Raw genomic sequence first — 14,215 nt, 5'->3', positions numbered from 1 at the left:
AAAGCCAAAAAATGCCGAAGGTAAATACGTAGAGGGAACAACAGAGGTAATCTACGTATATGAAAAGGTGGAAGAGCCAAAAACGAAGCTGAAGGAAGGCAGTGTAATAACAAAGTACGTAGATAAAGAAGGAAATGAAATAATTGCAGTAACAAGTACAACAGATAAGATTGGAAATAATTATAAAACAGAGGCAAAAGAGATTCCAGGCTACAAGTTAGTAGAGAAGCCGAAAAACGCCAAAGGTAAGTATGTAGAGGGAACAACAGAAGTAATTTATGTATATGAAAAAGTAGAAGAGCTGAATGTTCCAATGGATCCGAAAGATTCAAACAATCTAAAGGATGAATCTCTGAAAAAAGAAAAGCCTATGTTACCAAAAACAGGAGCTAAAGAAGCATCATTGTTTGGGGCTATTTTATGTATTCTTTCAGGAGCAATATTGCTTGTATATAGATTTAAAAAGAATTTCTGAAAAACGAGAGATAGAAATAGTACTTTTAAACCGTTTTAATTAACATAACAAAATAGTTTATTCATTAAAAAAGGATATGAATTCAATAGAAATTTGAATTCATATCCTTTTAATTTTATAGTATTCGTTCATGTTACATAGTATAGTTGTTATCTGAAAATATACAGTTTATCCTAAGATTTGAATTCCATCGGGTGCTTGGCTTGAATATAAAGTGACTATCTTACAAAAATGTAATGTTAATGGATTTTGGCAATAAGGAGATTGGGATATAATTTTTTTGAGAAGAAATATGAGGTGAATAATATGAAATGAATAATGCTTATATTTAGTGTTTTTGTAGTATTTACTGTGTTTTTATCGGGTTGTAACTTAAACCGACTTGGTACAGATAAATATTATGTTCAAATTACTAAGGATGGCGAACAATTAAAAGAGAAAAATGTTAATGGTGATACGACTTACCAATATAAATTGTCTGGATTTGATAAGGACGGTAAGGAAAAGGAACTGGAATTTACAGCATTAAAAAATCTTCGTAAAGAAGCATTTTTACTTATATATTACACTGAGGAAAAAGGTGTGAAATCTTGGGAAGAAGTTAAGGAAGGCGAACTGCCTACAAAAGTAAAAGAAAAATTAAAGGTGAAATAACATATAAAAGACGCCATTATAAGAGAAATATAGCCCTATTTTTTTAGAGTTTCAAAAGCAAAAGACTGACAATTACTGTCAGTCTTTTGCTTTTTCAGGGATAATCACGCAATTTTGAGGTGCTTTAAGTACTAAGAAACTTTAATTTTGTATATGTATTTGTTGTAGCTTAATGGATTTCGTAATGGTTATGATATAATAAAATTCAAATATAATAAGGGGGATTAATTAAATGATTTTTCAAAGCATGATAACAGCTATTATAGAAAAATTACAAGAGACGGTGAATCCCTATTGGATAATTGTGTTTGGATCAACAGCTGAGAACAGAGAACGGGAAGATAGTGATATTGATATAGCTTATTTAAGTGATACAACTTTAGGGAACTATGAACGTTTTTTATTAGCACAGGAGTTAGCTAATATTGTTCATAGGGATGTTGATTTAGTTGATTTATCCGAAGCTTCTACAGTTTTTCAAGCTCAGATTATACATACAGGAAAGACAATATTTTGTTCGGATGAAAAACGTAAGGTTATTTTTGAAATGAAAACCTTAAAAATGTATTCAAAATTGAATGAAGAACGACAGATAGTATTTGATGATATAAAGAAAAGAGGTTCTATATATGAAGAATGAGGTTGTTTTAAATAAAATTTCTACAATAGAGCGTTGTATAAAAAGAATCCAAGATGTGTATGGAAATGACCCTGAAAATTTAGAGGACTTTACAAAACAAGATTCAATAATATTGAATATACAAAGAGCTTGTGAAGCGAGTATTGATTTAGCAATGCATATTGTTGCAGGGAAAAAATTAGGACTACCCCAATCTAGTCGAGAGGCCTTTGATTTATTGGTTACAGCAGGATTACTTAGCGCTGATCTAGCAAATAAGTTAAAGGCGATGGTTGGATTTCGTAATATTGCTGTTCATGATTATCAAAGTGTAAATTTAGATATTGTTCGTCAAATTATTGAAAAACATTTAACTGATTTTAAACTATTTACAAAAGAAGTAATGGGGATATTGGAATTTTAGGGAAAAGAACAGAATAATAGGGCTGAGAAAGAAAGTAATTTTATGATTCCCAAACCATCTATTGAAACAATCACTTAATTTCGTAAGAAGAAACGCGGTCATAAGATGAATTTGTTTATGTTGTAGTGAGGCTTTGTATGAGATGTGTGTAGATAATAGTAAGAATAATATCTATATACAATTTTATCAACAAATAAGTAAATATTTCCAAAACTAATTTTTATACATATAATGTATACCCAAAACAAAAAAGTTTCCTTATGGAAACTTTTTTGTTTTGGGTAAATTTATAACGATTAATTAATATTCAGTTTTTGAAAAAAATGATGAATCATGTCAAATCAACTTCATTTACACGAACATGAACGTAGTATAAAAATGAAGCATATCCAAAATAATTAAAGGGGCTGAAAAAATGATTAAAAAACTTATTATTAGTTCTATTGCTTTAGGTACAACAATAGGAGTGAGCAAACCTACATTTGCTGCTACAATACATTCTCCATCACAGTTTAAAGAAACTCGAAATGTTCATGTGCAATCTCTATATTCCCCATGGCAGTATTTAGGGCAAACTTCAAGGGAACTTCAAATTAAAAGTAAGGATCCAAAAGTACTAGCTTTTGAACTAGCAAAAGAAGCGCCATTTTACGAAGAAGAATTAGTAGACATGTGTTCTGTAATTTTAGATGCAAATGTAGATGTTGTATATTGGACAAGTAAGGAATGGGTTAGATTTGAAGAAGGAAATTATGAATTTAAACATGAAATTAAAATTTTTAGAGATAAAGAACGTCAGCAATTAATTACTGCACTAGAATCTTAGATCATTTACAAAAAAGAAGCTATCTTTAGTATGCTATTCTCCCCTCATAGTAGATAGGAAAAAGAAAACACATTAACCTATTTATTATGGAGGGGATTTTTCTATGGGGTAAATTAGAATTACTTGCTATACAAAATGAAAGGAAAAGAAAATGAGTTTATACTTAAAAGAAGATATAAAACTGTTAAGAAAGAAATAGACATTTATTATTCAATTGTAAGACGTTGGATGAAATAATTCGAAACTTTAGGTATTAAAGAACTAGAAGAAGAACGTGGGAAAACAAAAGGGTTATGTTTAGGTAGAATGAAACCTAAAGGTTCGGGTACTAAGACTAAACGATTGGAAGAAGAGGATGGGATGTTAGAAAAATGAAGGAAAGTATGTCGCGAAAGTAAAACTTTTAGGATAATGCATATAACAAAGACTTCTTCATCTATGTTAAGTCCGCAAATATATACAATTTTATAACCATCAAACATTTCAAAAGAAATTAAATAACCTGAGTCCATACAAATATAGACTCAGGTGGCTTAGCTATACTTTGAAAATACTGTCTACCTGACAGGGCCCTCTCTCTGTATTCTTCAAATAAACAAACTGAAACAAGACTATTAGAATTATTAGCGAATTATCCTCTCTTTAATTCTTATATCGTGTCTCTTACCTCTAACAAGTACAAACATAACTCATTAATCTATATTATCTTTAAAATATTTATAAATTTGATGCTATAAAAGCAATAGAATTATGTAATAAGTGAATCAAAAAAACAACCCAAAAAGCAGACATGGTAACCTGATATTTTTCATTCTTTTTTTTATATACCCAATAAGCATAGTTATATAAAAGTCCGATTATCGTTGTACCAACTATATAAGTGATTCCATATGGATGATTTAATCCAAATATAATTGAAGCTATTAAAATGATAAGGTAATCGCGATTTTTAATGTAAGGAATCCAACTTAATAGCCAAAATAAAAATACTTGAAAAATTACTGTTTCATATATAGGTGCCGCTAATACCCCTAATAAAGCTTGAAGAATAAGGGGGGCTTCTGTTATTGGGTTTTTTTGTATTTCAGGTAAGAATAGATCTAATGGTATTACGAATAAAAATGATCCTAATAAAATAAGAAAAACAAAAGAAATGGTAGGCAAAGCAAACATAAATCTATTCATTTTTTTTAGCATATATATTTCTCCTATAATCTTTTATTACATCTATACAAAAAGTAATAAATAATTGAGTCTCTTTTTGTTTGACATGCTTTCGTCTACTGTTGATGAAAATCGTTCTTTAATTGGATTCTTGGCTTATATGTAGGTATAGCGATAAAGTAGGGATGTTTTAATACTATATTGTTAACATCAAAATATTAAAGAGCTAAGTGAGATATTAAGGTCATACTAATTTTATGATGAATACAATATCAAGCCCGTTAAGGAAATATGCTGTATAGGACACGCTTGTACTGATTATTTTACTATATGAATATTTAAGTGCATATAGTTTTAGAGGAGTATGTATTTTTGCATTTTTTAATACAAAAGTTTTTTATTAAAAATTTACTTACTGCGCTAACTCATATGAATTTAAGACAATTGAAGGGTAAAGGCCAAAAGAGTCCAAGTTTAGATTGTACAGGTAAATATTATAATGTTATAGAAAAATAAGGAAAAAAGTTATAAAATAGGAGATTGAATTAAACTTTCAGATTTTATTGTTCTGCAAGATAAAAATAACTAAAGATGGGGCTCTTAAAAATTCTTATCTTTAGTTAAAACTAACAATATTATAAAAAATCCTCGCTGAAGGTACTGCAACAAATCTAATTTGAAAATCTTTAGGAGATAAATATGGAATTTTAAATATTCTTAGTCGTCTATTAAACATTATAGCAATTATTATAGGCAAATCCTTTAATATCATCGATTTAGAAGAAATCAGTACAAATAGAAAAGATGAAGTAGTAGAAGTATTAGGTCTTCCTTTTAATAGATTTTCAGGAGCAGCTGGACATATAAAAGATGCGATTGCAAATGAAAAAAATTGGAACGTTTGGTTGAATGATCAGTATGCTATTTAAAAGTTTAAATTAATAACAGAAAGAGAACCTCTTAATATGTTACTACTTTGTTTTTGAATTGTTGAAAATAAGAAAGGTGAAATCAATGAAAAAATATTGGCATAAGCTATCGTTGCTTCAAAAAAATGTATTACTAACGGTATTAGTAATTCTGACCCTTGTTGGAAGTATGGGAGCGTTAAGTTTTAATATGTTTCAAAATAGTATGATGTCTATATTTGAGAGGCAGTCTTTTGAAACAGGTGATGCGGTATTAAATCAATTAGATCTAGAAATAGTAAGAGATGTAGCAAAAGACCCCACAGCTCAAAGAGTGAAGAAAGAAAAGTTGACAGAGCAATTAGATAAATCTATAAAAGGTATGAAAAGTGTCGAACAAACATATGTTACAGGAGCCAAGCTAAATGATAAAGCTGAATTACAATTAGTAGCTTTGGATACAAAATTAACAAATACAGTTTCTGTAAAATTAGGTTCTGTAAAAACAGGTGACTATTATGAGCATCCTACTCATTGGATGAAAACATACAATAAAGTAATGAAAACCAAACAGGCACAAATGACAGAAGTGTATGAAGATAAATTAGGGTTCTGGGTAACAATTTTAGAGCCAGTTACAGATGAAAATAAAAATATAATTGCAATTGTTGCAGCGGATTTGGACGCTTCTATTATTCCTCTTACAAAGAAACACTTTATGATACAAGGTTTACTATTTATTATAATTTCATTAACAATCGCAATTACAATTCAAATATTTATCTCACGAAACTCACTATCGCCTTTAAAGGATTTACAAGAAGGGTTACGTAAAGTTGGTGAAGGGGATTTAAGTATTAAATTGAATGAAAGATTTGATGATATAGGGATAACTAATATCTATTTTAATAACACTATTAAAAAGTTTAATAGGATTATAGATAAAGTAAGGCAGACGGCTGAACAGGTTTCGGCATCTTCACAGGAATTGTCGGTAAGTACAAAAGAAAATAGCATAGCCTTTAAAGAAATTGCAAGTGCTATTACAGGATTAAATTTAGGTGCACATTCTCATGAATATGTAGTGCAGAAATGTTTAGGAATTGTTCAAGAAATGGAAAGTAAGATGAAAGAAATTAATGGAGCTGCAAAACAAGTTGAGAATACTTCAGAAGACATGGAACAGCATTCTGTAGAGGGAAAAGATTTGATTAAGCAAATCGTGAATCAAATGAAAGAAATCCAAGATGCAGTTCAGGATGTACCTTCTAGTATTTATGCATTAGAAGCACGATCTAAGGAAATTCATGAAATTCTTACTGTAATTACAACCATTTCAAATCAAACAAATTCATTAGCTTTAAATGCTTCTACCGAATCCTCATGTGCTGGAGAGATGGGGGAAGAATTTTCAGGTATTGCGGACGAGGTACGTATATTAGCGGAAAGAACCGAGGCATCTGCAAGGGATATAGCTAAATTAATTGGTGAAACCCAGGCTGAAGCAGAGAGAGCTGTAAGATCCATACAGAAGAGTTCAAAGGAAGTAGAATTAGGAATAACACTAGTTCAAAGTAGTGGTGCTTTCTTTGAAAAGATTTCAGAATCTGCACAATCTGTTACAAATCAAATTAAAGCGACTTCGAATAATTCAAGTGACATTCTAAAAGATAATCAAACTATTGTTCAGTTTGTAAATGAATTATCACACATTGCAAATACATATGTGAATAGCAGTAGTAATGTGGAGACAAGTATGAAGGAGCAAGAACTGTATGTACAAGATATTGCAGAGTTAGCAAATTCTTTAAAGTGGCTCTCCCAAGAGTTACAGGAGTTAATAGGGGAATTTAAAAGTAAGTAGGATAGAAGAAGGTAAAGGTATAGGTATAGGGTATGACCTATACCTTTATTTATTCCCATATAAGGGATGAAAGCTTAAGTATATAAGTACAATAGCTAAACGAATAATTTTTTGTATATTTTGTTGGAAATAGAGCATGATATTACCAAATTCAACGGAGGTGTTAAAAAAATGCAAATTCGCGAAAATAATAGTTCAAACGAAATCTTAATAGCAGCTGCAGCAAGTGCAATTGAGCAAATGAAATATGAAATTGCTCAGGAGTTTGGTGTTACACTTGGACCGGATTCAACTGCACGAGCAAATGGTTCAGTAGGTGGAGAGATTACGAAACGTTTAGTTCGTATGGCGCAAGAGCAGCTATCTGGTCAATATAAAATTCACTAAAACTAAAGGTATATCCCATTAAAGGGATATACCTTTTTAATTTGTTTTTAAAGAGGGTCGTTACATTTTTTATTATTGGTTAAGTTTAGAAACAGCAAATTTAGCTGTAAAATTCATCTTCTTCATGTACGTAGAATTTACACCTGCTTGAAATTGTACAGAAATATTACCGTCTTTTTGTGCTTTGAATACGCGACCATATGGGGAATTAGCATTGAATGTGCCAATTACTTGATTATCCGCATCAAAGACCGTATAAGAAATTGGGAACCCTGAATTTTGTACAAAGACTGTAAGTTCTTCCCCTTTTTTAAGATTAAATGATTCTTTTTGAGACACTTCATAGGAACTCATAGAGTAGTATTTTGTGACTTCTTGAATTTCTAAATTCGTAGTAGCTGCACTCGCTTTTGATGCCTCAGCCCCTGGTAAGTTCATACCTGAAAATACTGCAATTCCTAGTGCACCTGCTAAAACCAATTTTTTCATAATAGTATTTCCTCCTTTAATATATTGTGAGATTTGAAACGAAAGTGAAAATTCCAATCCCTGAAACCATTATAGTTACAATGAGAATTATTTTCAATGGGGATTGGTATGTAATTTTGCATACGCAAAGTAGCGATATAAGGTAATCTATTCAAGTTTTGAAGTCTTCTTAACAGAAGGGAAGGGTAATTAAAAAAATCATGAATGAGATTGAAATTTATATCTTTTGTAGAAAGACTAGAAAGTGGGGACTTCATAATTTGAAAACACCAAGGTGGAGTTTTTCTGAATGGAAATGAACAATCCTCTATTAAAAATATTTTTTAACACCAAATATATTAAATTAATCCTCATATAACACATTATTTTTCAGTAAATGTTAAAAATTTTACGCGTATGTAAATTTTTAACATTATTATTTTTCTCAATTGTATAATTTTATTTTCGAATTATACTTAATTCGTAATACCAAAATTAGGAAAGGGCCTTTGGGAAAGGACATTTATCTTAAATTCTTATTTAGAGGAGTGATTTAAAAAATCAATGAAGGAAATGTATCTCTAGATTAATTAGGAAAAGAATTTGAAGTGTTATTATACTCATCCAAAAATATAATCAGCATTGTTTAAAATACGTGTACATTTAATAAATCCACTTTTGAAATTAGTGAGAAAACTGATATTTCGTATGTAAGTAATAATGAAATTGAACGAAAGGATTGATTTATATGAACAAAAGAAAGAGTGGTAGATTACAAAAAACTATAAAGGTGTTTGCGACATCCGCTATTTTAGCAACTACTTTATTTGCACCTATCATGACAAATAATTTAGCTGTACATGCTGAAACTGCACAAACTGCAACTCAACTTGAACAAAGAGAGTTTGACCTTCCAGGTACAGGAAGTTTTTGGGATGAAGCAAAAAGAGAAAAAAGAGGTGAGCAAAAAAATTATATGCCAACAGGCATTTACGTGAAACCTAATGAACAGGTTACTATTACAGTATCGGGAACGCAAAAGATTAGAGCCATTATTGGGACACATCAATATGATAAAGAATGGGGAAAAGAAATTGATCTTTCTCCTGGCTCTAATACTATCTCTTCACCAAACGGCGGTGTATTAGGGTTAGATAATTTTCAAAGTACAGGAACAGTTAAGGTGCAGGTAACGCAAGGCGGTAGTCCTATTCCTTTCTTTGAATTAGGGAAACACACGAAAGAAGACTGGGTTGCCATGATGAACAAATATCCAGATGCACATGCAGTACAATTGAAATCAGAACGAGCAGTACTAACTGTAACTCGTGATAGTGCTAATAAATATATTGTAAATCAAGATCCTGTACCACTATTAAATAAATATGATGAAATGATTCGAGCGCAAGACAAGATATCGGGGCTATCTGAAACAGAACCTAATCCTTTACATCGTTCAACTCGTCGTATTTGGACCTTTGTAGAAAACCCTAATGCACAAAGCTGGGGCATGTATGCAAGTTGGGATGGCGCCGTCTTTACAACTGCTGGTGAAGCAATCAAAAGTACTTTAAATGTAAATGAGTTTGGATGGGGACAAATGCATGAAGCGGGACATGCAAGACAACAATATCCATGGACGTGGAATGATTTAAGAGGTATGGGTGAAGTAACTGTTAATCTATATTCTTTAGCTGCATTCAAGAAAATATATCCAGATAAACCAACACGTTTAGATACAGAGGGAGATTATAATAGGGCTTTTGCTTATTTAAAACAAACGAATAAAGAATATAAAAATATTGATGACCTGTTTGTAAAACTTGTTATGCTTTGGCAGCTTCATTTGGCATATGGGGATGATTTTTATCCAAATCTTCACAAATTATATCGTGAGATACCAGAGGATCAACTTCCAAAAACAGACGAAGATAAAATTCAAGCTTTTATTTACAATACATCGAAAATAGCAAAACAAAATGTACTTCCATTTTTTGATCAGTGGGGATTGAAGGCAACCCAAGAAACGAGACAAAAAGTAGAAGCTTTAAATAACCCAACATTAATTGCACCTATATGGGAAGCGACGGATACTAAACCTGTTAAACCACTTGCTGTATTATCTAAAAAAATAATGAAGGCAAGTGCAAATAGTGAGGAAGCAACGGGTTCAGCTAGTAAGGCGATAGATGGAAAAACAGATACATTTTGGCATAGTAGTTGGACACCAAATCAATATCCATACAATTTAACACTAGAACTTGGCGATACACGTACCATTTCACAAGTAGCATATTTTCCAAGGCAAGATGGGTCAGAAAATGGCCGTATTTTAACTTACAATATTTATACGAGTGTAGATGGCGTTAAGTATGACAAAATATCATCAGGAACATGGGAGAATAATAGTAATAAGAAAAATGCAACATTTGATCCTGTTACTGCAAAATATGTAAAAGTAGAAGTAACAAATGGACAGAATGGATTTGCTTCAGCAGCTGAAGTAGATATTCTAACTGATTTTCCATCTGTTAAACCATACGTATTGCCTAAAAATACAATGAAAGCAAGTGCAAATAGTGAGGAAGCAAGTGGTTCAGCTAGTAAAGCAATTGATGGGAAAACAGATACATTTTGGCATAGCAGTTGGACACCAAATCAATATCCATACAATTTAACATTGGAACTTGACAAAAATCAAACAATTTCAAAAGTGGACTATCTTCCAAGAAAAGATGGATCAGAGAACGGCCGCATTTTAGGGTACAGTATTTATACGAGTGTAGATGGTATTAAATATGAAAAAGCATCATCAGGAACATGGGGAAATAATAGTGATAAGAAAACAGCAACATTTAACCCAGTTACTGCAAAGTATGTAAAAATAGAAGTAACGAATGGACAGAATGGATTTGCTTCAGCAGCTGAAGTAGACATTTGGGGATATTAATCGTTTACACAAATGGTTTGGGATTATAGCATGTCGCTATTAACCTAAAAAAGTTTATCCATAAAACAAAAAACGCTATTCTTTTTGTAGAAATATACAGAAAGGATGGCGTTTTGTATGAATCCATCAATTCGGGATGAGTTTCATTTGTTCACTAAAGAACTACAGACATACCCATCTTCAACAACTTGAATAAGAGATAGATTTGGTAAACCGTAAAAGTTAGTATGGCGCACAAGATTTGACGGTTTTATGTATCTGGACTCGTCGAGAAGGAACAAGCGATTCTGTTACTTGATTATTTAGTCAGCTTTATGCAAATACAGCTACACATATGAGTTCAGAAGAAGTTAATCAATGTTTGAACCGATATTCGAATTTATTTCCACAGTTTGTATTACATATAAATATTGTAATTAAAAAATTCAATTATGAAAAAGTAAAAGATGTTCTTGTCTTTCTACATCTTTTGATCGTATTCCATGTGCATCAAGTGAATATATTGTTAATTTTATCTGTATTCATTTTTTATAATGAAACATTTTAAGGTTGATAAAGTTTCATTATATGGGATTATTAAACAAAAATGATAAATTATATGTTATGATAAAAAGGCAATAAAGTACATCATCCTGACTTTATTGTGTATGTTTAGCCTATGTATGTCGTTTGTATTAGAAATAAGAAGTCTCCTTAAAAAGAGGCTTCTTATTTTTTGTATGGAGGTGGTATTACAGATGATGGATTATTATCAATTTTTTTTAATTACCATGGCAGGCATTGCCTTATTTTTTTATATACAACATGCTGGAAAACCAACGAAAAGAAACAAATGGAAGTTTTTAATTATAGTATTTTTATTTTATCTTTTGAACTATTTATTTCTTAAATTTTTATAAATAAATGTAGGAGGGGATACGTATTGAATTCTAAAATATAAGAAAAAGGAAGGGAGAATCCTTCCTTTCATCATCCAGTATGCCCATGTGAATATTTAACAACATTTATGGTACTTTGAGAGCTTGTTGAAGAACTTGATCCAAAAGTTACTGTAACGACAATTAAGATACCAAGTAAGCTAACCGCTAATTTTTTCATTTTAATGCTCCTTTTTTAAAGTTTTTTTCACTGGCCTTACTAGCTTCATAAAAGTAATAGCTGGCTTTTTTATGATTATTTTCTTTGTAAAATTGGGTTGCTAACTTTTCAGTATATTCATTTATATACTCATATAGTTCTTCGCGTTCAAAATAAGAAATTCCTTCTAAAACAGTTTTTTCTATATCAGTAGCACAACTATTTAGATTCATTTTTTCTAAAATCTTAAAGTGATGTATATAGCCTTCAATTCCCAATTGAGTAGAAAGCTGCAGGCCTTTTTTTATTAATTCTTGAGCAATTTGATGTTCTCCTAATTTATAATGTTCCCTAGCTTCAATAAAAACAGCTTTATAATCGCTAGGTAGCTTCTGATTAACTTCAGATAAATAACGTAATGCTACTTCGGATAAATTCTGTGTAGCATACATAAACCCTAGATTGTGACGAACAATCAAAATATTGTATTCTAAATTTTCTTTTTGGAATGTATCCATAGCCGAGATAAAGTGTTCCTCAGCTAATTCCCACTCCTTTAAATGAGTACATGCTAATCCATATAGGTTATTACAGAAGGCAACTTTCAATTCATACCCAGGATGTTTTGAAAATATATCTTTCGCCTTCATTACATGATTAATACATAAAATCGATTTATGTGTATGACAATAGAAAATGGCCAACTCATAATGGAATTCAGCATGTTCAATCTCATCAGGAATTGTTTCTAATAGGTATTCAGCTTTATCGTAATGTATTTTTGCAAGGCTATGATTGCCGGTAACATTGGAATGAATGGCTTTAAAGAAGTGATAATAGTATGAAAGGAAATCGTCTGTAGGAGTTTTGTAAGCATCACTTTGTTTAAAGCTATCTTTAGAAATACTTAAGCTATCAATTAAATATTGATGTCTAAAATCTAGTAGTGAGTAGTATAATAATATCGTTTGATTTTCTTCTATATCATGGATTTTGTTTTCAATTTCTTGTTTAAGTAATTGAGCGGCGTCTACATGCCTAGCCCTAATTTCTTGATACCATTCATTTAATAAATGAGTTATTTGCTCGTTCCCCTGTATATGAACATTCATTGTTCAATTTCATCCTCTCCAAAGATATTATTCAGCAATTAGTATCATATCAGAAATTCCCTCTATCAAAATCTATTTAATAACATTTATCAATACAAGACGGAATATTCTATCATTTTAGATTTGTTGAGATTCAAGTAGGATGTATTATTGTAATTTGTATAACAATAACCTCTTTTTTCAACTTAAATAGTTGATCAAAATACATTTTCTCAACAGGAGGAAAGGGAATCATACCTAAGTTATTATTATAGGGATAATTGGAGAATAGAAATAAATAATAACGGGGAATTTGAAATGTTAGAGTTAAAAGAAAAGCAAGAGAGAAAAGAGATTTGGGAAAAAGATAAGATGTTTAATATCTTGTATTATGTGAATACAGATGAGTTAAATATGATTTCTGATTTTAAAGAATTAAAAGAGAGTTGTATTCGTATAGCAACAAACTTATATGGTGAAAATTCATTTGAAGTACAAGCTGTCCAACAAGCTTTTAAAGCAGCTCATATTTAATCTTTTAATAGGGTATAGCTTATTATTTGCTATTAATAAATGGATAATAATATTTTGACATTAGAAAAGGAAACGCTTATAGAGTGTTTCCTTTTCTAATGTAATTGACTTTATTTTTTAGATCTCACATAACCAGCTGCTTGAGCATCAGTTTCTGAACAGAACCAAACAATATTGTCTTTTGTAGAATCATAATATTGTCCACCAGGAACATGGTATTTTTTCGAATTGGCATTTCCTTTAATTTGTCCTTTACAAGTGGTATTGGCTTCTTTGTCATCACTAGGATCATTTTGGAAAGGTTTCCGATTAGAACCGTTATGATTACCACTAGATGAGGAAACAACAGCAGTACTTTTTTGTGAAGCTTCTTCCTGGGCCTTACGGTTAGCTTCTTCCTGGGCCTTACGGTTAGCTTCTTCCTGGGCCTTACGGTTAGCTTCTTCCTGGGCCTTACGGTTAGCTTCTTCCTGAGCTTTACGTTGAGTCTCTTCTTGAGCCTTATGGTTAGCTTCTTCCTGAGCTTTACGTTGAGTCTCTTCTTGAGCCTTACGGTTAGCTTCTTCCTGAGCTTTACGTTGAGTCTCTTCTTGAGCCTTACGGTTAGCTTCTTCCTGGGCTTTACGTTGAGCCTCTTCTTGAGCTTTACGGTTAGCTTCTTCATGAGCTTTACTGTCAGCTTCTTCCTTACTCTTTGTGTCTGCTGTATCTTTTTTAGTATCTTGTGAAGTGGCAATTTTGGTGTCTGCCTTTTGTACAGTTTGATTGGAAGTT

14 protein-coding genes are annotated in these 14,215 nt (G+C 31.3%); 9 read left to right on the top strand and 5 right to left on the bottom strand.

Annotated elements, in window-relative coordinates; translation table 11 throughout:
- From MR170_RS27310 to MR170_RS27290, 5 genes are all read left to right on the top strand, one after another.
- On the top strand, nucleotides 1-475 hold a 475-nt coding region (locus tag MR170_RS27310), incomplete at its 5' end, for a MucBP domain-containing protein (protein ID WP_242310129.1).
- A 318-nt stretch (nucleotides 476-793) separates the two neighbouring features.
- The gene (locus MR170_RS27305; protein ID WP_105433654.1) at nucleotides 794-1,129 is read left to right on the top strand and encodes a YxeA family protein; all 336 of its coding nucleotides are present in this window, start codon (nucleotides 794-796) and stop codon (nucleotides 1,127-1,129) included.
- A gap of 232 nt (nucleotides 1,130-1,361) precedes the next feature.
- Complete coding sequence (mntA, locus tag MR170_RS27300; RefSeq protein ID WP_000577223.1) at nucleotides 1,362-1,769, top strand: type VII toxin-antitoxin system MntA family adenylyltransferase antitoxin; 408 nt, start codon at nucleotides 1,362-1,364, stop codon at nucleotides 1,767-1,769.
- Nucleotides 1,759-2,172, top strand: a complete 414-nt coding sequence (gene hepT / locus MR170_RS27295) for a type VII toxin-antitoxin system HepT family RNase toxin (RefSeq protein ID WP_242310127.1) — start codon at nucleotides 1,759-1,761, stop codon at nucleotides 2,170-2,172. The genes mntA and hepT overlap by 11 nt, the downstream gene beginning before the upstream one ends.
- A 415-nt stretch (nucleotides 2,173-2,587) precedes the next feature.
- On the top strand, nucleotides 2,588-2,998 hold the full coding sequence (locus tag MR170_RS27290; protein WP_098355872.1) for a hypothetical protein: 411 nt from the start codon (nucleotides 2,588-2,590) through the stop codon (nucleotides 2,996-2,998).
- A 717-nt stretch (nucleotides 2,999-3,715) separates the two neighbouring features.
- Here the strand turns inward: MR170_RS27290 and MR170_RS27285 are convergent.
- Nucleotides 3,716-4,195, bottom strand: a complete 480-nt coding sequence (locus MR170_RS27285; protein WP_043939132.1) for a CPBP family intramembrane glutamic endopeptidase — start codon at nucleotides 4,193-4,195, stop codon at nucleotides 3,716-3,718.
- A 981-nt stretch (nucleotides 4,196-5,176) separates the two neighbouring features.
- On the opposite strand from MR170_RS27285, the gene MR170_RS27280 reads away from it, so the two are divergent.
- Together MR170_RS27280 and MR170_RS27275 are read left to right on the top strand one after the other, a co-directional pair.
- A complete protein-coding gene (locus MR170_RS27280; RefSeq protein WP_242310125.1) occupies nucleotides 5,177-6,934 on the top strand; it encodes a methyl-accepting chemotaxis protein in 1,758 nt (585 codons plus the stop codon).
- 171 nt (nucleotides 6,935-7,105) lie between these two features.
- Nucleotides 7,106-7,321 (top strand): alpha/beta-type small acid-soluble spore protein, encoded by a 216-nt coding sequence (locus tag MR170_RS27275; RefSeq protein ID WP_016083127.1) that lies wholly within the window; start codon nucleotides 7,106-7,108, stop codon nucleotides 7,319-7,321.
- A 72-nt stretch (nucleotides 7,322-7,393) separates the two neighbouring features.
- On the opposite strand, the gene MR170_RS27270 is transcribed toward MR170_RS27275, so the two are convergent.
- Nucleotides 7,394-7,810: a hypothetical protein gene (locus tag MR170_RS27270; RefSeq protein ID WP_043939126.1), complete on the bottom strand. Its 417-nt coding sequence runs from the start codon at nucleotides 7,808-7,810 to the stop codon at nucleotides 7,394-7,396.
- Nucleotides 7,811-8,537: 727 nt separating this feature from the next.
- Here MR170_RS27270 and MR170_RS27265 point away from each other — a divergent pair.
- Nucleotides 8,538-10,739, top strand: a complete 2,202-nt coding sequence (locus tag MR170_RS27265; protein WP_242310122.1) for a discoidin domain-containing protein — start codon at nucleotides 8,538-8,540, stop codon at nucleotides 10,737-10,739.
- Nucleotides 10,740-11,708: 969 nt separating this feature from the next.
- Here MR170_RS27265 and MR170_RS32340 read toward each other — a convergent pair.
- Nucleotides 11,709-11,837, bottom strand: a complete 129-nt coding sequence (locus tag MR170_RS32340) for a hypothetical protein (protein ID WP_276575677.1) — start codon at nucleotides 11,835-11,837, stop codon at nucleotides 11,709-11,711.
- Nucleotides 11,834-12,928, bottom strand: coding sequence for a Rap family tetratricopeptide repeat protein (locus MR170_RS27260; protein WP_043939122.1), 1,095 nt, complete (start codon nucleotides 12,926-12,928; stop codon nucleotides 11,834-11,836). Before MR170_RS27260 ends, MR170_RS32340 begins: the two co-directional genes overlap by 4 nt.
- Before the next feature lie 189 nt (nucleotides 12,929-13,117).
- Here MR170_RS27260 and MR170_RS27255 point away from each other — a divergent pair, with 189 nt between their 5' ends.
- On the top strand, nucleotides 13,118-13,441 hold the full coding sequence (locus tag MR170_RS27255; RefSeq protein ID WP_338417954.1) for a M4 family metallopeptidase: 324 nt from the start codon (nucleotides 13,118-13,120) through the stop codon (nucleotides 13,439-13,441).
- Between the two features lie 110 nt (nucleotides 13,442-13,551).
- On the opposite strand, the gene tolA is transcribed toward MR170_RS27255, so the two are convergent.
- Nucleotides 13,552-14,215 (bottom strand): cell envelope integrity protein TolA (tolA, locus tag MR170_RS27250; protein WP_242310119.1); only part of this gene is annotated, 664 nt, incomplete at its 5' end.

Source organism: Bacillus cereus group sp. BfR-BA-01524 (assembly GCF_022662595.1).
GTDB lineage: Bacteria > Bacillota > Bacilli > Bacillales > Bacillaceae_G > Bacillus_A > Bacillus_A thuringiensis_S.
This window is presented reverse-complemented; position numbering and strand designations above follow the sequence as displayed.

What these genes read in the sequence shown, in the direction of transcription:
- MR170_RS27265 (WP_242310122.1), top strand. Translation starts at nt 8,538, where the DNA reads ATGAACAAAAGAAAGAGTGGTAGATTACAAAAAACTATAAAGGTGTTT.
- MR170_RS27290 (WP_098355872.1), top strand. Translation starts at nt 2,588, where the DNA reads ATGATTAAAAAACTTATTATTAGTTCTATTGCTTTAGGTACAACAATA.
- MR170_RS27305 (WP_105433654.1), top strand. Translation starts at nt 794, where the DNA reads ATGCTTATATTTAGTGTTTTTGTAGTATTTACTGTGTTTTTATCGGGT.
- MR170_RS32340 (WP_276575677.1), bottom strand. Translation starts at nt 11,837, where the DNA reads ATGAAAAAATTAGCGGTTAGCTTACTTGGTATCTTAATTGTCGTTACA.
- MR170_RS27275 (WP_016083127.1), top strand. Translation starts at nt 7,106, where the DNA reads ATGCAAATTCGCGAAAATAATAGTTCAAACGAAATCTTAATAGCAGCT.
- MR170_RS27270 (WP_043939126.1), bottom strand. Translation starts at nt 7,810, where the DNA reads ATGAAAAAATTGGTTTTAGCAGGTGCACTAGGAATTGCAGTATTTTCA.
- MR170_RS27260 (WP_043939122.1), bottom strand. Translation starts at nt 12,928, where the DNA reads ATGAATGTTCATATACAGGGGAACGAGCAAATAACTCATTTATTAAAT.
- MR170_RS27285 (WP_043939132.1), bottom strand. Translation starts at nt 4,195, where the DNA reads ATGCTAAAAAAAATGAATAGATTTATGTTTGCTTTGCCTACCATTTCT.
- MR170_RS27280 (WP_242310125.1), top strand. Translation starts at nt 5,177, where the DNA reads ATGAAAAAATATTGGCATAAGCTATCGTTGCTTCAAAAAAATGTATTA.
- hepT (WP_242310127.1), top strand. Translation starts at nt 1,759, where the DNA reads ATGAAGAATGAGGTTGTTTTAAATAAAATTTCTACAATAGAGCGTTGT.
- mntA (WP_000577223.1), top strand. Translation starts at nt 1,362, where the DNA reads ATGATTTTTCAAAGCATGATAACAGCTATTATAGAAAAATTACAAGAG.